Here is a 19,603-nt window from a genome sequence, read left to right as displayed (position 1 = left end):
AGAATGATCGCCGTGGGAAACATCGACTCTCTGCCAGTGCGTTCAGACCTCGTCGGCCTCAAGCCGTACGGGGCTCCGCACCTCAATGTGCCGGTCCAGCTCAACGTCAACGAGAACGCATATCCGCTTCCGGACGTCGTCGTCGAGAGCATGCGCGCAGCCGTCGACGATCACTTCGCCGGACTCAACCGATATCCCGATCGCGAATTCACCGCACTGCGCGAACACCTCGTCACCTATCTGGACGGTGTGAACGAACGCGCCGGTGACTCCGTCGACCTCGATCCCTCCATGATCTGGGCCGCCAACGGCTCGAACGAAGTGCTCAGTCATATCGTCCAGGCCTTCGGTGGTCCGGGCCGCACTGTCTTAGGCTTCACCCCCTCGTACTCGATGCACCCGCTCATCACCACGGGCACGGGTGCCGAATGGCAGCACGTCGAACGCAATGACGACTTCACCCTCGATGCAGAAACGGTCGCCGCCGAGGTGGCTCGGGCGGATCCGGACATCGTCTTCCTGTGCACCCCGAACAATCCGACCGGAACATCGATCGGTCTCGACGTCATCGAAGCCGCCTATGACAACTGCGCAGGGATAGTCATCGTCGACGAGGCGTATGCGGAGTTCTCCCGCCCCGCCAAGTCCTCGGCGATGACTCTGCTTGAGGGGCGACCCCGCCTCGTCGTCTCCCGCACCATGAGCAAGGCCTTCGCCTGTGCCGGCCTGCGCTTGGGCTACGCCATCGCCGCACCCGAGCTCATCGACGTCCTCCGTCTCGTCCGCCTGCCTTATCACCTGTCCGAGGTCACTCAGGTGCTGGCCTGCACGGCACTCGAACATGCCGAGCTGCTGCTGGGCAATGTCGACCGTCTCATCGACTCGCGCAACCGGATTTCCAGCCACCTCGCCGAGGCGGGCTTCACCGTCCACGACAGCGATTCGAACTTCGTCCTCTTCGGCAACATCGCCTCACCGGCTGATCTGTGGCAGAAGCTGCTCGACCGCGGAGTCCTCATCCGCGATATCGGCATCACCGGCCACGCCCGCGTCAACGCCGGCACCGAGGCAGAGACCGAAGCGTTCCTGACCGCCATCGACGATATCCTCGCCGAAGCACCGGACGTCCTCGCGGACCGTCCGCAGTCTCCGACCCCGTCATCAGCCGCCCCGACGAAAGGCACTTCATGAGGCAGGCCCAGAACTCGCGCACCACGTCCGAGTCCACGGTGTCCGTGTCCGTCAACCTTGACGGCACCGGCACCTCGAACATCTCGACTTCCGTGCCGTTCTTCGACCATATGCTCACCGCCCTGTCGAAGCACTCGATGATCGACCTCGACATCACCGCCACCGGCGATACCCACATCGACGTCCACCACACCGTCGAAGACACCTCGATCGTGCTCGGTCAGACCCTGCGTGAGGCTCTCGGCGACAAGGTCGGCATCCGCCGCTACGGCTTCGCCGCCGTGCCGCTGGACGAGGCCCTGGCCCAGTGCGTCGTCGACGTCTCCGGGCGCCCTTACTTCGTCCACGAAGGCGAGCCCGAAGGCCAGCAGTACCACCTCATCGGCGGCCACTTCACCGGTTCGATGACCTCCCACTCGCTGGAATCGATCGCCTTCAACGGCGGCCTGACCGTCCACCTCGACCTGGTGCGCGGTCGCGACCCGCACCACATCGTCGAAGCCGAGTTCAAGGCCTTCGCCCGCGCGCTGCGCGAGGCCGTCGAAACCGATCCGCGCAGCGATTCCGTTCCCAGCACCAAGGGAGTCCTGTGAGCACGACCGTCATCGTGACCCCGTTCGGGGTCGCCCAACAGCTGGCCGCCGCCTGCGTGCTGTCGAACATCTCCGGCACCATCGTGCCGATCGGCGAGTTCAGCGGAATCGTGCTCGCCGACACGGATGTCAAAGCCGGCAACGAGGCGGCCGCAGCGATCTCGAAGCTCGCGGGCAAACATGAGGTCCTCCTCCTCGTGCGCAGCGAAGAGCAGATCGACGCCGGCCATTTCCGCCACGGCGCCCGGGAGTCCGATGTGCCGGCCGGGCTGGCGCTGAAGAACCTGCCCGATGTGCTCGAAGGTCTGCTGCTCGAAACCGTTGCCGCAGAGGACGTCGAAGGCAATATTCCGACCTCGTCGATGACGAAGCTGCAGGCCAGTGCGGCCACGATGAGCCCGGGTCGGGCCTCCATGGCACGCACGGCACTGCTGTGGATCATCGCCGCCGTCCTCGCCGGACTCGTCGTGGCCTTCGGCATCGCCCTGGCCCTGGGTGGGAACACCATCGCCTGGGTCGTCGCCGCACTCGGTGCCGTCGTCCTCGGGTTCTCCCTGTGGAGGATCTGGTCGGTGCTGAGCAAGGGGGCGAAGCGATGACGACTGTCGCCGTCCTCGACTACGGTGCCGGAAACGTGCGCTCCGCCGTCCGTGCGGTCGCCGCGGCCGGTGCCGAGGTCACGCTTACGGCCGATCACGATGTCATCAACGACTCCGACGGACTGCTGGTCCCCGGCGTCGGCGCGTTTTCGGCCGTGATGGCCGGACTGGAGAACGTCGGGGGAGTCGACCTCATCCGGGCACGCCACGAACAGGGGCGACCGCTGCTCGGCATCTGCGTCGGCCTCCAAGTGTTCTTCGCCCGCGGCGTCGAACACGGAGTCAAGACCGAGGGCATCGGTCTGTGGCCCGGAGCCGTCACCGGCCTCGAAGCGCCGGTCATCCCGCATATGGGATGGTCGAAGGTCAACGCTCCCGCAGACTCGGCCATGTTCGCCAGAATCGGAGACGAACGCTTCTACTTCGTCCACTCCTACGCCGCGACCGAGCCGCCGGCGAACGCGACGGTCACGACCGCCCGCCACGGCAATGACTTCATCGCCGCTGTCGAAGACGGAACCACCTGGGCAGCACAGTTCCATCCCGAGAAATCCGCCGAGGCGGGCGCCAGGCTCCTGCGCAACTGGCTGGCCTCGTTCGCCGCCGACAGCAGCCCGGGCAGCGGTTCGGGCAGCACCGACAGCTCAGGCGCCAACCCCACAGACTCACTCAGCTCCTGACCGAGCACACCGACTATGGTTGCCTCAAACCCCGTGGCACCCTGGCAGAAAGGTCACAATGACAGACAGTTCGAACAAGCTGGTCCTCCTCCCCGCCGTCGACGTCGCCGACGGCAAGGCCGTCCGCCTCGTCCAGGGCGAAGCCGGAACTGAAACCGACTACGGTTCACCCATCGACGCCGCTCAGGACTTCGAGAGCCGTGGTGCCGAATGGATCCACCTCGTCGACCTCGATGCCGCCTTCGGACGCGGATCGAACTCGGATCTGCTCAACCAGGTTGTCAAGGCCGTGGGGATCAAGGTCGAACTCTCCGGTGGCATCCGTGACACCGAAAGCCTCGAACGCGCACTCGACACCGGAGCCGAGCGCGTCAACATCGGCACCGCCGCCCTGGAAAACCCCGAGTGGACGGCCGAGATGATCTCGCGCTTCGGCGATCAGGTCGCCATCGGCCTCGACGTGCGCGGAACCACCCTGGCCGCCCGCGGCTGGACGAAGGACGGCGGCGACCTCTATGAAGTTCTCGCCACCCTCGAAGCCGCCGGCTGCTCCCGCTACGTCGTCACCGATGTGCGCAAGGACGGCACCCTGCAGGGACCCAATGTCGACCTGCTCAAGGATCTCGCGCAGAAGACCGACTCTCCGATCGTCGCCTCCGGCGGAGTCTCGAGCCTCGACGACCTGCGAGCCCTCCGTGAGCTCGTGCCCTTCGGCGTCGACTCGGCGATCGTGGGCAAGGCACTCTACGCCGGCAAGTTCACTCTGGAAGAAGCCCTCGACGTCGCAGGACGGTGAGTCTGTGAGCACGCACTCGCACGATCCGGACCAGCCGCATGGGCCGGACGAGCCACGGTCCGCCGCGCCTGCCGACCAGGCAGGCGAGGCCCACGCCCCGACGGATTCCGCCGGACAGGCGTGGGAGGGCCGGGATCTCAAACCCAACCCGTTCTCCGGTGATACCGGGCTGGCGGATGCGGCCCTGCTGGAGGCCATGAACCAGGTCGCTCAGACACCCCTGGATCCGGCCGCACACCAGCAGGTCGTCACGGCTCTGTCCGGGGCCAGGCTCTATGCCCCGATCGTGCCGATGGTTCTCGACCAGGAGGTCGGAGAGAACGGGCTCATGGCCGACAACTCCTCGGAGATGGCGATGGTCCGCCTCCAAGCCGAGGACGGCCGCGAGTGCACCCCCGGATTCTCCGGAATCCCACCGCTGACGGCGTGGCATTCCGATGCCAGACCCGTCCCGATCGAGTCCGAACGGCTCGTCCTCGGGGCCATCGAGGCGGAATCCCAGCTCGTCGTCCTCGACCCCGGAGCCGAGTCCTCATTCCTGTTGCGCCGCCCCGCCATGTTCGCGTTCGTGCAGTCCCAGCCCTGGACCCCGTCCTGGGCCGACGCCGAGGTGGCCCAGCGTCTGCGTGCCATCGCCGAGTCCGTCCCGTGGCTGGCTCGGATCGGTGTGAGCCCCGGCAGCAACAGCGTCCACCTCGGTGGGCCGGAGCTCGGCATCACACTGGGCGTCGAGTCCGAGGTGCCGCCGGGAGAGGTGCGCCGGTTCCAGGAAACCGTCGCCGGTGACGAGGACCTCGTCGCGAAGATCGACTCCCTGGCCATTCGCCTCGTTGAAGTCTGAGGCTCCGACGCGGAAACCTGACCGTTCCGGGCGTGTCAGATCGGCAGGGCACCTATGCTTATGACCCATGAGCGAAATCCGTGACCTCGCCCACTCGACCGCACCGGACGACAGCTACCTCGACGAGATGGCTCGACAGACCCGGGCTCGGGCCGAGCAGGCCGCCGAGTGGGCCTCCGACTTCACCGGTGCCCCGGAGACGAGCCGGTCCGGCATCGCCGCGGGCCTCGACGCCGCGGAAGGCGGCCTCACGGGCCTGCTCCACACCGTCCATGACCTCGCCGAGACCGCGTTCGAAGAGTTCGATTCGATCGCTGCGATCGCCTCGGTGCTGGAGAAACACGGAGTCGACGTCGAGACCGGCCTCTACGGTGTGAAGACGACGCTGCGGGCGACGACGGGTTCCGGTCACGGTCGCACGATCGCGATCCTCGCCGAATACGATGCCCTGCCCGAGATCGGGCATGCGTGCGGACACAACATCATCGCCACCGCCGGAGTCGGTGCCTTCCTGGCCCTCCATGCCTTGTACGAGAAAGACCCCGACGCCGTGCCGGGCACCGTCGTGCTGCTGGGCACCCCGGCCGAAGAAGGCCATTCGGGCAAAGAGGTCATGGCCCGGGCCGGCGCCTTCGACAGCATCGACGCGGCCATCATGGTCCACGGCTACGGATACGACTGCGCCGACCAGGTGTGGCAGGGACGCCGCCTGCTCAAGGTCACATACTCAGGGGTCGCCGCCCACGCCTCGGCGCAGCCTTTCATGGGGCGCAACGCCCTCGACGCGGCGAATCTCTTCTACCAGGGGCTGGGCCTGATGCGGCAGCAGCTGCCGCCGATCTCCCGTCTGCACGCGGTCATCACCGACGGCGGAACGAGGCCGTCGATCATCACCGAATCGGCCACCGTGCAGTGCTACGTCCGTTCGAAGTTCCCCGAGACGCTCAAAGAACTCTCCGACCGGGTCGAGGACGCGGCGAAGGGTGCCGCGCTCATGACCGGCACCGGCGTCACCGTCGGCTGGGACGAACATCCGCCGTCGCTGCCCGTGCGTACGAATTCGGCGCTGACCGCCCGTTGGGCCGAACACGAACAGGCGCGCGGTCGCCAGCCGCTTCCTGCCGGGGTCCTCGACGAATCGATTGCCGCGTCGACGGACTTCGGCAACGTCTCCTATCGGATTCCCGGTATCCATCCGCTCATCAAAACCGCCGACGCCGAGGTGGCCCTGCACACCCGAGAATTCGCTGCAGCCGCCGAGACCCCTGCGGCCGAATCCGCGGCGCTCGACGGGGCCTACGGTCTTGCGTGCACCGCCCTGGATTTCCTCGCCGACGATGCCCTCGCCGCCGAGGTGACCGAAGAGTTCGCCCGCGACGGGGGAGCCATCGACGTCGAGCACTTCTTCGACTGAGATCGTCCCGTCGCACCCAGACCCGCGCCATCGAAGAGAAGGACCGCTCATGTCGACGACGACAGATGGGAAAGTCGGTTTCGGCCAGCGCACGCTGGACTGGATCGAACGCATCGGAAACAAACTGCCCGAACCGTTCACGCTGTTCCTCGGGCTGTTCATCATCACCGGACTCGTCTCCACAGCCATGGCCATGGCCGATGTCACCGTGGCCATTCCCGGCGGCGACGAGACCATCGCGATCAAGGGCCTGTTCACCGGGGAGGGCCTGGCGTGGTTGACCACGACGATGGGCGACAACTACATCGGGTTCCCGCCCTTGGCGACGGTGCTGCCGATTCTGCTGGCCGTCGGAGTGGCCGAGAAGTCGGGAATGCTCGCCGCGGCCGTGCGCATCGCCTTCGGCAAGAGCCCCAAGTGGCTGCTGCCCTATGCCGTCGGTTTCGTCGGGGTGGTCGGGTCGATCATGGCCGACTCGGCGTTCGTCATCATCCCGCCTCTGGCTGCGCTCGTATTCAAAGCGGCAGGACGGCATCCGATGGCCGGTCTCATCGGCGGGTTCGCCGCCACCGGTGCCGGCTATTCGACCTCGATCGTCCCCACGAGCCTCGACGCTCTGTTCGCCGGGATCACCACCTCGGTGATGGAGACCCTGCCGAACACCGACTACACCGCAGTCAACCCGGTATCGAACTACTACTTCAATATCGCCTCGTCGATCGTGCTCGCGATCATCGCCGGATTCATCATCGACCGGCTCATCGAACCGAACATGGTGCGCAAGGGAGCGCCCCGCGAATACGCGAACGCCTCGTCGAGCGGACTGGCCCGCGAATACCAGGCACCCGACAGCCCCTACGGAGATGCCTCGGCGAAAACAGAGGGATCCTCTGAGTCTTCGGACGATGATTCGTGCACAGAGATCAAGGCCGAACTCGAACCGGAGGAGAAGAAAGGGCTGATCTGGGCGGTTGTCTCGGGGCTCGTCCTCACCGCGGTCTTCCTCTTCGCTTTCCTCCTTCCCAGTTCTCCCTGGCGGAACGAGGACGGCGGATTCCTTCCGGAGTCCCCGCTGCTGTCGTCAATCGTGTTCATCGTCTTCGCCTACTTCATGCTTATGGGCGTCGTCTACGGGTTCGTCGTGCACACCGTGCGGTCGATGAACGACCTGGTGAAGATGATGAGTCAGTCGATCATCGACATGATGTCGTTCCTCATTCTCGCGTTCATCCTCGGCCAGTTCATCGCCCTATTCAACTGGACGGGCATCGGTTCGTGGATCGCCGTCGCAGGGGCGTCGGGGCTCGAGGCGATCGGTCTGACAGGGTTCGCCGCGGTCATCGGGTTCATGCTCCTGGCCAGCCTGCTCAATCTGTTCATCATCTCAGGATCGTCGATGTGGACGCTCATGGCCGCCGTGTTCGTCCCGCTCTTCTCCCTGCTCGGCTACGAACCGGCGTTCATCCAGGCCGGTTTCCGCGTCGGTGACTCGGCCACGCAGGTCATCACCCCGCTCAACCCGTACATGATCGTGCTGCTCGGTCTCGTCCGCCGGTATGAGCCGAACGCCGGGCTGGGCACGGTCATCTCTCGGATGTTCCCATTCGTCATCCCGTTCTGGCTGGCCTGGGCAGTGCTGCTGGGCATCTGGTTCCTTTTCGACCTGCCGCTGGGCCCGGGCAACGGGATCCGGCTGTGAGGCCTCGTTCGCTCACCGAGGCTGCCGCGCAGGAGTCTCAGACGTTTCCGCGGCGAGCATCTGTCGCACGCCCTCGCGCCAGTCGGTTGTTCCGACTGTTTCGGCCAAATCGCTGGAGGCGATGACGCAGGGTTCGTACCAGATCGGTGCCAACTGGTTGAGCTCGTAGAAGGAGCGTTCGAAAGCACCGATGGCACGGGTCGCCCAGCGTGGGACTGGGAGCGGACGCTTGCGCTTCTGCCCAAGAGTGTCCGCGGTGAAGTCGGCGATCTCGGCCAGTGTCGGATTTGATGCCGGTGCGATCCGCAGCTGATGCGTCCCCGCGGGGACGCGCTTGAGATCCTCTGCCGCCTGGATCATTGCGGCTGCGTGGTCGGCGATGACGGTGATTCCGTGCGGGACATCAGTCCGTGCCGGCACCATGGCCCTGCGCCCGGCGGAAACGGGTTCGGTGATGCACATCCGCACGACCGACGACCACTTCTCTGCTGTCCTGCCGAGCAGATCCCCGGCGATGACGCTTGCGCTTGTTGCGGGATGAGAGTCACGGGCTTCGATGAGCCGCTGCCGGATTCGTCCCTTGTCCTCAACCGGAGCGAACGAGGAGGTTTCGGTGATCGGGGTGCGCAGTCCCGCGAAGGCATAGACCGACTCTGGGAAGACGACGGGGATGCCGAGGTCTGCGGCGGTGTCGAGGATCGCTGCGTCGAGGCGGGGGAGGACCTGCTCCCATTTCCGATTGTCATAGGGAGCGTGTGCGCAGGCAAAGATCGCATCGACTCCCTGAGCGGCCTCGGCCAGCTGGGCGCGATCACTCGCATCGGCCTTGAGGTGAGTTGGAGCGCTGACTGTCGTCGTGCCAGACGTAGACGACGTTTCCGACGGGGCGGTCGCGTTGCTCGCGCCGGCCCCGGCACTGGATGAACCGCTGCCGGAGCGGGTGGCGATGCGGACATCTGTGCCTGATGCGCTGAGTTGAGCCGCGATCTCCGAACCGATCTGACCATTGCCGATGACGAGTGCTGATTTCATGACGGATACCTTCCGATGTTTCCGAGTAATGAATGAGAGCAGTGCTCTCTCGATTCAGCGTAGGCCTCATGCGTCGGCAATTCAAGAGCAGTGCTCACTGTTGTCATCATTGCTCTCGGAACGTAGTGTGAAGCCATGACTGAGACCCCGCGGCAGCGCGCCCGCATCGAGACGGAAGCGCAGATCACGGCCATCGGCAATCGCATGATCGATGACGAGGGCGTTGACGGGCTGTCGCTGCGGGCGATCGCTCGTGAGCTCGGAGTTGTCTCCAGTGCGGTGTACCGGTACGTGAAGAGTCGTGATGAACTGCTGACGATCCTCATCCGCGATGCCTTCACGCAGATCGCCGATGCCGTCGATGAAGCGCTGGCGGGGCGTCGAAGTGTTGAGACCCTTGCGCTGGCGATGCTCGACTGGTCGAGGAACCATCCGAATCGGTGGGCGCTCATCTACGGCACCCCGATCGCTGACTACGAGGCTCCGCGAGAGGAGACCGTGGTCCCGGGAACGCGGATCATGGTGACGCTCGCGGAGCTGGTGGCGGAGGACGGGGGTGCTGCGTCCGCGGCGGAGCCGGCGCGGCGGCGCCAAGGAGGACCGTCTGGGTCGAATCCTGACATGCTGAAGCCGCTGCGTGCGGGCCTCGAGGAGCTCGGCCTCGACTACTCGGACGGGACCATCTTGAGAACCGTGACGATCTGGGTCGCTGTCATCGGTCTGATCAACGGTCTTCGCTTCGGCCAATTCGGTCCGGGTTTCGACGAAATCGAGGGTGAACTCATGCGCGGAGTCATCGGCAGCCTCGGTGAATGAACCGCGGGGCGGGGTGGGGATCGGCGGCCGACCGATGAATGCGAGTGCAACTGAATGGTTGCACTTTGGCGGGGTGCGAGATAGAGTCGTCGCCAACGCGCCCCAGTGCCGATCTCACCGACGAGAGGAACCATCGTGACCGAGAACGACGGACCCATCGCTGCGGATGATGTGCCCGACGAGATCGTCCGCAGCATCCACATCGACGCCGACGCGCAAACGGTGTGGGACATCATCAGCGAACCCGGCTGGTTCATCAATGACGGCAGCTACACCGAGCATGACATCAGTTCTGAGGATGGTGTCTCTCGGGTGGTTGACCCGAACGTCGGCGAATTCGCCATCGGCACGGAGGAGCTCGATCCGCCTCGTCGTGCCGTGTTCCGCTGGCTCGGCGGACGCCCGGATCGTTGGAGGACTTTCCCAGCAACACTATCGAGTTCACCATCGAGTCAGAGGGCCAGGGCGTCCTGCTCACCGTCCGCGAGAGTGGGTTCGCCCGGCTCAGCGACGATGCCGCCGAGCGACGCCGACGATTCGAGGAGAATGCCGAAGGCTGGGTCGAAGAGCTCGTGGTGGCGAGGGGACTCGCCGTGTCGGCGAGATGAGTTCTGCAGACGACTCCGTTCAGGACAGATTGCTGTCGGGCGAGGCGGACCTCGTCTTCAAAGCGCTGGCCGACCACACGAGACGCCGCATCCTGGTTCGGCTGTCCCAGTCGCCCGACGACGCCGGCGCCGTGGCACGGGATCTCGGGCTGAGCCGACAGGCCGTGGCCAAGCAGCTGCGGATTCTCGAGAGCGGAGGAATCGTGAGTTCGGCGACCCGATCATCGCGCCGCGTGCACTCGGTGAGCCCGTCGCAGATCCGCGAAGTATCCGATCTGCTCGGTATCGTCGCCCAAGGATGGGATCGTCGCCTCCGCGGCATCAAGGCGCAGGCGGAGCGAGCAGGTGAGGACCCCTGATCCGTCAGCACTGCTTCGCCTTCGGAGCCGCCTCTCAGCCGAGACGCTGCACCGGAGATTCGGCGGACCCGGTGGGCCATCCTCCCCGACGAACGGCTGAACCACAGACGAAGGCGGCCCCCGACGAATAGTCGGGGGCCGCCTCGGTGATGGATGTGTCAGCGGACGGGGCCAGTGAACTTCTCTCCGGGACCTTCGCCGGGGGCGTCGGGGTATTCCGAAGCCTCACGGAAGGCCAGCTGCAGGCTGCGCAGCCCATCGCGCAGCGGGCGGGCGTGGTGGTCGCCGATCACGGTGGCAGCACCGGTGACGAAGCCGGCCAGTGCGGTGATGAGCTTGCGGGCCTCATCGAGGTCCTGGAGGTCGGCGCCGCGCCCTTCGGCGGTGTCCTCGGCCAGGCCGCACTTGACAGCGGCTGCGGACATGAGGTGGACGGCGCTGGAGGTGATGACCTCGACAGCGGGGACCTCGGCGATGTCGCGCGTAACGTCGGCGATCGCTTCGGCGGGAACAGATTCTTCGGAACTCATGCCATAAGCTTGACATATAAATCAATGCGGCGATCACACCAGGGCCTCGATGTGCGAAGAGTCATGAAGCGTAGTACACTGGTAGCTGGTGCGAAGCGGAGTCTGTCTCCCACCTTGATCGCGAAGAGCGATCGGGTCCAAAGATCTGTCCGTCAGGCATAGTCTGATCGGGTGCAGATCGAGGTGTATTCACTGAACGTACGTCTACCGTACTGCTCGTGTGTGCAGGCTCCCTTGGCATGTGTCAACGGGAGCCTTTTTCGTTGTCACGACCACATTTGAGCAAAAGGAGTGAACACATCAGCGAGACGCGCATCAATGACCGGATTCGGGTTCCCGAGGTCCGGTTGGTCGGACCCAATGGTGAACAGGTCGGTATCGTTGCCATTCGCAAGGCACTCGATCTCGCCGGTGAAGCCGGCCTCGACCTCGTCGAGGTAGCCCCACAGGCGAAGCCACCCGTAGCCAAGCTCATGGACTACGGAAAATTCAAATATGAATCTGCCCAGAAAGCCAGAGAAGCCCGGAAGAACCAGGCGAACACTGCGCTGAAGGAGATCCGCTTCCGTCTCAAGATCGACGAACACGATTACGAGACGAAGAAGGGCCACGTCACCCGCTTCCTCGAAGGCGGCGACAAGGTCAAGGTCATGATCATGTTCCGCGGACGTGAGCAGTCCCGTCCCGAGATGGGCATCAAGCTGCTCAACCGCTTGGCCGAAGATGTGTCCGATCTTGGCTCCGTCGAATCCTCACCGCGAGTCGACGGACGCAACATGGTGATGGTCATCGCCCCGCACAAGTCAAAGTCTGACGCCAAGGCGGAGGCCCGGAAGGCATCGGCAGATGCCAAGGGAAAGTCCGCTGAGGTGAAGTCCCGTCGCGATCGGGTCGCTGCAGAGAAGAACGCAGCTCGCCCGGACGCGTGAGAAATTAAGTACGTCGCGTTCCAGGTCCGTCCTGGTCTGTGCGTGTGAAGTAGTTGCCAGCGGTTGACGCGGGCAACGAATTGCAAAGGAGAACGGCACTATGCCGAAGCAGAAGACGAACAGCAGCGCCAAGAAGCGTATGCGCGTGACTGGCAGTGGCAAGATCATGCGTGAAGGCGTGAACAACCAGCACAAGTTCGAGGGCAAGTCCTCGGCTCGTAAGCGCCGCGTGTCCACCGACCAGGAACTCACCGGCGGCGACCGCGCCATGGCCCGCAAGCTTCTGGGCAAGCTCAAGGGCAGGTGAGACCCCTTTCGGGTCTTTCTTTCCCGGACAGTCTCCGGGATCTCCCACGGGCAGTCGAAAGCGGCTCCCACAGCTTGAACCAGAGTCCGGCACCGCCGGCAGATACGAACTTTCTAAAGGAGTAACACGTGGCACGTGTGAAGAGAGCGGTCAACGCTCACAAGAAGCGCCGGGTCATCCTCGACCGGGCAAGCGGCTACCGCGGACAGCGCTCGCGCCTGTACCGCAAGGCCAAGGAACAGGTCATCCACTCGCTGGTCTACAGCTACCGTGACCGTCGCAAGCGCAAGGGCGACTTCCGTCGTCTCTGGATCCAGCGCATCAACGCCGGCGCCCGCGCCAACGGTATGACCTACAACCGTTTCATCCAGGGCCTCAAGGCCGCTGGAGTCGAGGTCGACCGTCGCATGCTCGCCGAGCTCGCCGTGAACGACTCGGCCACCTTCGCGCACCTGGTCAAGGTCGCCAAGGATGCTCTTCCTGCTGACGTCAACGCAGCGAAGACCGACGCCGCCTGAGCAGCGTCTTATCTAAACTCCGGTCACTTAAGTGACTGACCGATCGCCTCGGTGATCGACGACGGCCCCGAACTGCAGGTTCGGGGCCGTCGGTCTTTTCGCTCGGACTCGCATGGTCCCCATATCAGCTCCTGTCCCTTCGGGCCCCACTTCTTCCACTTCAGCATTCAACGGATCGAGAACACGGTTTCATGAAACTCCCTGACGTCATCTCCTCACCTCAGTCGAAGCGGATCAAGAATGCCGCGAAACTGCTCAAACGTCGTGATCGCAAGGCCACGGGGCAGTTCCTCGTCGAAGGTCCGCAGGCCGTCCGTGAGGCTCTGGCGCGAAAGGGCTCCGTCGTCGAGCTGTTCATCACCGAGGAGGCCGCCGAGGAGCATCCCTCGTTCGTCTCCACGGCCAAGCACGGGCGTATGCAGTGCAGCACCGTCACCCCCGAGGTGCTCACTGAGCTCGCCTCGACCGTGAACTCACAAGGCGTCGTGGCCGTGTGCAGGGCGCTCGACGTAGAGCTGACCTCCGTGCTCGACAAGGAAGCGCAGCTCGTGGTCGTCCTGTCGCAAGTGCGCGATCCGGGCAACGCCGGCACGATCATTCGCCTGGCCGATGCTGCGGGCGCCGATGCCGTCGTGCTGACATCGTCGTCGGTGGATGTCTACAACGACAAGGTCGTGCGCTCGACTGCCGGTTCGCTCTTCCACATTCCCGTCGTCACCGGAGTCGGACTCTCCGAGGTGACCGAACTGGCCCGTGCCCGCGGCCTGCAGGTGCTCGCCGCCGACGCGAACGACGAAGCCCACGATCTTCACCACCCCTGGGAGACGGGCCTCGACCTGACCGCACGTACCGCCTGGGTCTTCGGCAACGAAGCTTGGGGGATGAGCGCCGAGGATCTGGAGCTGTGCGACTCATCCGTCGCCGTCCCGATCTACGGCTCAGCCGAAAGCCTCAACCTCGGCACCGCCGCCGGAGTGTGCATCTACGAAAGTGCTCGCAACCAGCGGATGTGAGGGCCTGGGCGGCCTCGTGGTGCACGCCGATTGACTGCGTGCGAGGCGGTCGTGTCCAGGTACTTCCGCTCACTTATCACTGCCGCCGAAGAACTCGCCTCCAACGACGTGTTCTTTGTTTCGGCCAGTAAGTGGGCTCCAACGCTGACTGCGCTTTTCTCGTTTTCACTATTTGAGGTCGGTCAGCGGCAGGAGATCCATGACCCTGTGCGCACGAGTGGGAGGTTGTCCACAGGCCGAATTCTCGCCATTGCCTCAGTGACCTGCACCTGACCATGCTGGAGACATGCACGCATGTGTTTCCGCAGCACAACTCAGGTCCGCCGGCTGGTCGGCATATCAGATCAGTCAGGCGCTCAAATGCTGTCTGGACAAGGTGCGCCGAGGTGTCTATGTGGTTACCGCGGAGTGTTCTCGGCCGGCCCACGAGTTCACTGCCGCCCTGGCTTCTGCCGAAGACGTGTGCCTTCCTCATGAAACGTCGGGCATGCTGAAGCAGGCTGAGGATCTGAGCATCAAGGCACGCTCGTACGTGGGACGGCTGCCACCGGGCGCCGTACTCTCACACCGGAGTGCGCTTATTGCCCACGGACTGCCGATTCCGTACTTCGAACGCAACGATCCGCTCACTGTCGAGGCTGTCCACCCGAACCGGGGGAGCAGGCGGACTAACCTCTTCGTCCGGTACAGAGACCTCGAGTCGAGCTCTGTTATCGTGCTGGACGGCTGTCCTGTGACATCAGTGGAACAGACTCTGCTCGATGTCTCCCGTGACTATGCGCTCGCATTCGCTGTCGCGGTGGTTGATGCTGCAATTCGGAAGTCCGCAGTGACAGCTGCGTCCTTCCGCGCCTATTGTGATGCGCACCCAGTGCGGACGCGTCAGCGCAGAATCGCCGCCGTGATCGACAATATCGACGAACGACGCGAGTCCATCGGAGAGTCGATCTGTGCAGTGAGATTCGTCGAGCACTCGATTTCTGGATTCGAACCGCAGGTGACCATCCGCGATGAACGAGGGAACTTCGTCGCGCGCACTGACTTCGCCAATGAGCCCGGCAAAGTCATCGCCGAGTTCGATGGAGCGGGCAAGTACTACATCGACAACGACGACCCGAAAGTTGCTTTCGAACTCGAGAGGCAGCGCGAGTACCAGCTGCGCAATCTCGGCTATACCGTCTTTCGCATCAAGTGGACGGACCTCTTCGCCGCCGATGTGTTCCTCAGAATAAGAGCGACGATGGCGAACCGCCGGAGCGCGCGGGCCTGAGCGCATCCAGGACCGGTGGTGCACCGCGCCTCACTTATCCCTCAGCTCGAAAAGCACGTCGCCCACGACGCATTCTTCGACCCTACCGATAAGTGAGCCGTAACTCCGAACAATCTTCGACTGTAGACTAGGGCGCCGAGGAGATCGCCGAATTCGTCCACGCCCGTGACTGCGATGAGCTCACAACGGCAGTCTCGGCCAGAGCAATCGAAGACGTGGCAGTCGGGACGATCGAGCGGGGCGCAGTATCGGTGATCAGCTTTGCTCAGCAGCCTTGGCGGTCTGCTCGTTGGCGACGAGTTCCCAGATATAGCCATCGAGGTCAGCGAAGTAGCCCATGTATGATCCATCGACGTCTTGACCCGCATCGGCTGAACCACCAGCGGCGACGGCACGGTCGAGCACCTCATCGATCTCGGCTCGCGTGGCGAAGGCACACGAGATGATGCTGGCGCCCGGAACCGGATTCTTCGAACCGGGCTGCCCCGAGAGCTCGAGGTACTGGCCGTATTCGTCTGCGGTGATGAAGAAGATTAAGAGATTCGGCAGTTCGAAGGCGACGATGCCGTCCTCCACACCGTCTGTTTCGAGTCCGAGGCCTGCTGAGTAGAAGTTCGCTGTGGCCTGTGAGTCGGCGACGGGCAATGACAGGATCGTTGTCAGGGGCTTCATGCCTGCAGTCTAGTGGGGACGAACACGGTTGGGCAGGGGCAGCCGTGTCGCCAGCAGCAGTTAGGGTGGGCACATGGTGACTTCAGCCCCACGTCCACCGAAGATCAGCCTCCAGAACCTGGCGGAGGGCTACCTCGGCGATATCGGTCCAGAGGAGTTCCTCGAAGGGATGGAATTCACCGATCTCAACCTCGCCGAGGCGGATGCCACCCAAGCTACGTTCCTCGACTGTCGATGGTCGAACGTCAATTTCGGCGATGTCGACGCACCGGTCGATCTCACCGGGACGAAGTTCTCCGGCACGGAGGTCACGGACTGCCGCGCCGATACCTGGAACATGCCCCATGGGAACCTGTTGCACACCGAGATATCTGGAACACGGATCGGCGCGGGCGTTGTCTATGACAGCGTGTGGGAGAAGGTGCGGTTCACCAACTGCCGCATCTCCTATCTCAACCTGCGCGAGTCGAAGCTCACCGACGTCGAGTTCCGCGACTGCAAGATCGACGAGATCGACCTCGACCGAGCGAAAGTCAGCCGGGTCGCATTTCCGGGCAGCAGTGTCGGCGTCTTCCAATGCGAAGGCGCCACTCTCGGCAACGTCGATATCCGGGGGCTGGAACCGCACAAGATCTCCGGCGTGCACTCTCTGCGCGGAGCGACCATCGACGACACCCAGCTCATGCTCTTTGCCGAACTCTTCGCCTCGGAACTCGGCATTTCCGTGGAATGAGTGTGGGCACCGCCCAGCGGAGACGTAGGGACTCTGCCTTCGTCACAGGCGTCTACTCACTGTGAGCGAGTCGAATACCTTACCGCTTGCCCAACTCATCGATGAGCACACGCTTGTTCTCCGAGTAGTCGATCGGCACGACGACGACGTGCACTCCGCCGAATGAGAACGCGTTCTCCAGGGCATCGCTGATGCTGTCGACATCCTCGACGCGGGTGCCGGTGGCCCCATAGGACTCCGCGTACTTCACGAAGTCCGGGTTGCCGTAAGTCAGCCCGTAGTCGGGGAATCCGTCCGCGGCCTGCTTCCACCGGATCATGCCGTAGGCGTTGTCCTCGAGGATGACGACAACAAGATCGAGACCCAAACGCACGGCGGTCTCCAGCTCCTGGCTGTTCATCATGAACCCGCCGTCACCGACCACGGCCATGACACGACGCTCCGGGTAGGTCAGCTTCGCACCGATCGCCGAGGGCAGCCCGGCTCCCATCGTCGCCAGGGCATTGTCGAGCAGCAGAGTGTTCGCCCTGGTCGTGCGGTAGTTGCGGGCGAACCAGATCTTGTACATGCCGTTGTCCAGGGCCACGATCCCATCGGTCGGCACGACGTCACGGACCTCCTGGACGATCCGCTCTGGGATGAACCGATCCTCATCGGCTCCCTCGTGGATCTTGATGAGGATCTCATCACGCATCGGCAGGAGCGCCTCGGCGGTGGGCACGGGAGACCCGAGCACCTCGGCGAGCCTGTCCAGGGACGGACCCAGGTCTCCGATGACCTCGAACTGCGGGAAATACACCTGCTCGACGATGGCGGGACGGTACCCGATGTGCACGACGATCGGCCCGGCCTCATCCATCGTGAACGGCGGCTTCTCCGTCGTATCGTGACCGATGGTGACGATGACATCGGCGGCATCGATCGCGTCGTGGACGTAGTCACCGGACGTCAGCGCCGCCGTGCCCATGTACAGATCCGACGCTCCCGTCACCGAGCCCTTGCCCATCTGCGTGGTGACGTAGGGGATGCGCATCTGGGCGACAAAACGCGACAGCGCCTCACTGCTGGAAGCCCGGGAGGCATCCGCACCGAGCATGAGCAGCGGGTACTTCGCCTCCTTGATGACGTTCGCAGCGTTCGCGATCGCCGTATCCCCGGCGACGGGGCGACCGTTCGTATGCGGTTCGACGAGCTCGAACCCGTCGACCGGCATCCCCGCGATGTCCTCGGGCAGTTCGAGGTGCACCGGTCCCGGACGCTCGGCCTGAGCGGCGCGGAACGCCTCACGGATTATCGTCGGAATCATCGCCGCCGAGGTGATCTGCTTGCTCACCTTCGTCAGCGGATCCATCGTCGCCACCGTATTGACCATCTGGAACGCCGCCTGCTCAGCGGTGCGGATGCCCTTCTGCCCGGTGATCATGATCACCGGCATCCCGCCGAGGTGGGCGTACGCAGCCCCGGTCGCCAGGTTGAGTGCGCCCGGCCCCAGAGTTGTGAGCACCACCCCGGGCTTGCCGGTCAGCCGGCCGTAGGTGGCGGCCATGAACGCGGCCGCCTGCTCATGCCGGGTGAGGATGAGTTCGATCGATGAGTTCCGCAGGGAGTCGACGAAGTCGAGGTTCTCCTCGCCGGGAATGCCGAAGATCCGCTCGACGCCTTCGTTCTCCAAGGCCTTGACCATGACATCTGATGCACGTTGTGTCGTCATGTGCCCGACCCTACGCTTTTCTCGGCCCTGTCCCTATGACCGGCCCCACACCACCGGCACCGAGGCGGCCCACCCACCCAGCTAACGTGCGCAACCGCACGGCCGCCTCGGCGAGGGGATCGCTCACCGAGGCGGCCCACCCACCCAGCGGACCAGACCAGGGCCCTGCCGGGGGAGACGATAGACTGACTGACGAAGAGAAACGACGTCCCCTCAGCTGCGGGCAAGTACGGACAAAAGGACATTGATGACAGACCAACTCGACCCCTTGGACGAGTCGGCCGTGAAGCAGGCCGTCGACGCGGCACTCAAGGCTTTCGCGGATGCGACGACTCTCGACGAGCTCAAGCAGGCGAAGATCGACCATACCGGCGACAAAGCCCCGCTGGCGCTCGCCAACCGAGCCATCGGCAAACTCGACAAGGCCGATAAGGCCGCCGCCGGCAAGATCGTCGGCAAGTCCAGGGGAGCGGTCAAGCAGGCCCACGACGCACGCCTGGCAGAGCTCGAAGCCGAACGCGATGCGGCCGTGCTCATCGAAGAGGCCATCGACGTCACCCTGCCCACCGACCGTCGCCGCCTCGGCGCTCGCCATCCCCTGTCTCTCATCCAGGAACAGGCCGCGGACTACTTCGTCGGCCTCGGCTGGGAGGTCGCCGAAGGCCCCGAGATCGAATCCGAGTGGCTGAACTTCGATGCGCTCAACTTCGGGCCCGATCATCCGGCCCGCCAGATGCAGGACACGTTCTTCGTCGACCCACCCGAGGCCGGCCTCGTCCTGCGCACCCACACCTCACCGGTGCAGTCACGCTCCCTGCTCGAACGCGGTGTCCCGCTCTACGTCGTGTGCCCGGGCAAGACCTTCCGCACCGATGAGCTCGACGCCACCCACACCCCGGTGTTCCACCAGATCGAAGGTATCGCCATCGACAAGGGCCTGACCATGGCCAACCTGCAGGGCACCCTCGACGGCTTCGCCCGTGAGATGTTCGGGCCGGAGTCGAAGACCCGACTGCGCCCGAGCTTCTTCCCGTTCACCGAACCGAGCGCGGAGATGGACTTCTGGTTCCCCAACAAGGTCGGCGGCCCCGGCTGGATCGAATGGGGCGGCTGCGGAATGGTCCACCCGAACGTGCTGCGTGCCGCCGGCATCGATCCCGACGTCTACCAGGGCTTCGCCTTCGGCATGGGCATCGAACGCACCCTGATGCTGCGCGAGGGAATCAACGATATGCATGACATGGTCGAAGGCGATGTGCGCTTCTCGGCCCGTTTCGGAATGAAGGCTTGAT

The 19,603-nt window shown here is 64.2% G+C and carries 22 protein-coding genes; 18 read left to right on the top strand and 4 right to left on the bottom strand.

The window, feature by feature from the left end; all coding sequences use genetic code 11:
- Positions 1-12 precede the first annotated feature (12 nt).
- The 8 genes from LJ362_RS10775 (at position 13) to LJ362_RS10740 (ending at position 7,813) form a co-directional block, all read left to right on the top strand.
- Positions 13-1,191 (top strand): histidinol-phosphate transaminase, encoded by a 1,179-nt coding sequence (locus tag LJ362_RS10775; RefSeq protein ID WP_264799075.1) that lies wholly within the window; start codon positions 13-15, stop codon positions 1,189-1,191.
- A complete protein-coding gene (hisB, locus tag LJ362_RS10770; RefSeq protein ID WP_172174436.1) occupies positions 1,188-1,784 on the top strand; it encodes an imidazoleglycerol-phosphate dehydratase HisB in 597 nt (198 codons plus the stop codon). The genes LJ362_RS10775 and hisB overlap by 4 nt, the downstream gene beginning before the upstream one ends.
- Positions 1,781-2,383 (top strand): hypothetical protein, encoded by a 603-nt coding sequence (locus tag LJ362_RS10765; RefSeq protein WP_264799074.1) that lies wholly within the window; start codon positions 1,781-1,783, stop codon positions 2,381-2,383. The genes hisB and LJ362_RS10765 overlap by 4 nt, the downstream gene beginning before the upstream one ends.
- Entirely contained in the window at positions 2,380-3,063 is a 684-nt protein-coding gene (gene hisH, locus LJ362_RS10760) for an imidazole glycerol phosphate synthase subunit HisH (RefSeq protein WP_264799073.1), read from the top strand. Before LJ362_RS10765 ends, hisH begins: the two co-directional genes overlap by 4 nt.
- A gap of 58 nt (positions 3,064-3,121) precedes the next feature.
- On the top strand, positions 3,122-3,859 hold the full coding sequence (priA, locus tag LJ362_RS10755) for a bifunctional 1-(5-phosphoribosyl)-5-((5-phosphoribosylamino)methylideneamino)imidazole-4-carboxamide isomerase/phosphoribosylanthranilate isomerase PriA (RefSeq protein WP_139470134.1): 738 nt from the start codon (positions 3,122-3,124) through the stop codon (positions 3,857-3,859).
- Positions 3,860-3,863: 4 nt separating this feature from the next.
- Positions 3,864-4,700, top strand: coding sequence for an SseB family protein (locus LJ362_RS10750; protein WP_264799072.1), 837 nt, complete (start codon positions 3,864-3,866; stop codon positions 4,698-4,700).
- Positions 4,701-4,767: 67 nt separating this feature from the next.
- A complete protein-coding gene (locus LJ362_RS10745) occupies positions 4,768-6,114 on the top strand; it encodes an amidohydrolase (RefSeq protein ID WP_264799071.1) in 1,347 nt (448 codons plus the stop codon).
- 49 nt (positions 6,115-6,163) lie between these two features.
- Positions 6,164-7,813, top strand: a complete 1,650-nt coding sequence (locus LJ362_RS10740) for an AbgT family transporter (RefSeq protein WP_264799070.1) — start codon at positions 6,164-6,166, stop codon at positions 7,811-7,813.
- A 12-nt stretch (positions 7,814-7,825) separates the two neighbouring features.
- Here LJ362_RS10740 and LJ362_RS10735 read toward each other — a convergent pair whose 3' ends face one another.
- On the bottom strand, positions 7,826-8,845 hold the full coding sequence (locus LJ362_RS10735) for an NAD-dependent epimerase/dehydratase family protein (RefSeq protein ID WP_264799069.1): 1,020 nt from the start codon (positions 8,843-8,845) through the stop codon (positions 7,826-7,828).
- Positions 8,846-8,980: 135 nt separating this feature from the next.
- Here LJ362_RS10735 and LJ362_RS10730 point away from each other — a divergent pair, with 135 nt between their 5' ends.
- The 3 genes from LJ362_RS10730 (at position 8,981) to LJ362_RS10720 (ending at position 10,628) form a co-directional block, all read left to right on the top strand.
- Entirely contained in the window at positions 8,981-9,661 is a 681-nt protein-coding gene (locus LJ362_RS10730; protein ID WP_264799068.1) for a TetR/AcrR family transcriptional regulator, read from the top strand.
- Between the two features lie 410 nt (positions 9,662-10,071).
- Positions 10,072-10,269, top strand: a complete 198-nt coding sequence (locus LJ362_RS10725; RefSeq protein WP_264799067.1) for a hypothetical protein — start codon at positions 10,072-10,074, stop codon at positions 10,267-10,269.
- On the top strand, positions 10,266-10,628 hold the full coding sequence (locus LJ362_RS10720) for an ArsR/SmtB family transcription factor (protein ID WP_166823805.1): 363 nt from the start codon (positions 10,266-10,268) through the stop codon (positions 10,626-10,628). Before LJ362_RS10725 ends, LJ362_RS10720 begins: the two co-directional genes overlap by 4 nt.
- 158 nt (positions 10,629-10,786) lie before the next feature.
- On the opposite strand, the gene LJ362_RS10715 is transcribed toward LJ362_RS10720, so the two are convergent.
- Positions 10,787-11,158 carry a DUF1844 domain-containing protein gene (locus LJ362_RS10715; protein WP_039206663.1) on the bottom strand — a complete coding sequence of 124 codons (372 nt, stop codon included), beginning with the start codon at positions 11,156-11,158 and terminating at the stop codon, positions 10,787-10,789.
- A 278-nt stretch (positions 11,159-11,436) separates the two neighbouring features.
- Between LJ362_RS10715 and infC the strand changes: the two genes are divergently transcribed.
- From infC to LJ362_RS10690, 5 genes are all read left to right on the top strand, one after another.
- A complete protein-coding gene (gene infC, locus LJ362_RS10710) occupies positions 11,437-12,087 on the top strand; it encodes a translation initiation factor IF-3 (protein ID WP_229664191.1) in 651 nt (216 codons plus the stop codon).
- 100 nt (positions 12,088-12,187) lie between these two features.
- Positions 12,188-12,394, top strand: a complete 207-nt coding sequence (rpmI, locus tag LJ362_RS10705; RefSeq protein ID WP_039206667.1) for a 50S ribosomal protein L35 — start codon at positions 12,188-12,190, stop codon at positions 12,392-12,394.
- A gap of 128 nt (positions 12,395-12,522) precedes the next feature.
- Entirely contained in the window at positions 12,523-12,912 is a 390-nt protein-coding gene (rplT, locus tag LJ362_RS10700; protein ID WP_025779787.1) for a 50S ribosomal protein L20, read from the top strand.
- Positions 12,913-13,103: 191 nt separating this feature from the next.
- Complete coding sequence (locus LJ362_RS10695) at positions 13,104-13,925, top strand: TrmH family RNA methyltransferase (protein ID WP_139908370.1); 822 nt, start codon at positions 13,104-13,106, stop codon at positions 13,923-13,925.
- Positions 13,926-14,412: 487 nt separating this feature from the next.
- Positions 14,413-15,195: a hypothetical protein gene (locus LJ362_RS10690; protein WP_264799062.1), complete on the top strand. Its 783-nt coding sequence runs from the start codon at positions 14,413-14,415 to the stop codon at positions 15,193-15,195.
- Positions 15,196-15,450: 255 nt separating this feature from the next.
- Here LJ362_RS10690 and LJ362_RS10685 read toward each other — a convergent pair whose 3' ends face one another.
- Entirely contained in the window at positions 15,451-15,867 is a 417-nt protein-coding gene (locus LJ362_RS10685) for a VOC family protein (protein ID WP_264799061.1), read from the bottom strand.
- Between the two features lie 73 nt (positions 15,868-15,940).
- Here LJ362_RS10685 and LJ362_RS10680 point away from each other — a divergent pair, with 73 nt between their 5' ends.
- Positions 15,941-16,600 carry a pentapeptide repeat-containing protein gene (locus LJ362_RS10680; RefSeq protein WP_264799060.1) on the top strand — a complete coding sequence of 220 codons (660 nt, stop codon included), beginning with the start codon at positions 15,941-15,943 and terminating at the stop codon, positions 16,598-16,600.
- A 79-nt stretch (positions 16,601-16,679) separates the two neighbouring features.
- On the opposite strand, the gene LJ362_RS10675 is transcribed toward LJ362_RS10680, so the two are convergent.
- Positions 16,680-18,311, bottom strand: a complete 1,632-nt coding sequence (locus LJ362_RS10675) for an acetolactate synthase large subunit (RefSeq protein ID WP_264799059.1) — start codon at positions 18,309-18,311, stop codon at positions 16,680-16,682.
- 247 nt (positions 18,312-18,558) lie between these two features.
- Here LJ362_RS10675 and pheS point away from each other — a divergent pair, with 247 nt between their 5' ends.
- On the top strand, positions 18,559-19,602 hold the full coding sequence (gene pheS / locus LJ362_RS10670; RefSeq protein WP_264799058.1) for a phenylalanine--tRNA ligase subunit alpha: 1,044 nt from the start codon (positions 18,559-18,561) through the stop codon (positions 19,600-19,602).
- Position 19,603: the final 1 nt, after the last annotated feature.

This window comes from Brevibacterium sp. JSBI002 (assembly GCF_026013965.1).
GTDB lineage: Bacteria > Actinomycetota > Actinomycetes > Actinomycetales > Brevibacteriaceae > Brevibacterium.
The sequence above is the reverse complement of the archived record's forward strand: the minus strand, read 5'-3'. Positions and strand labels throughout refer to the sequence as shown.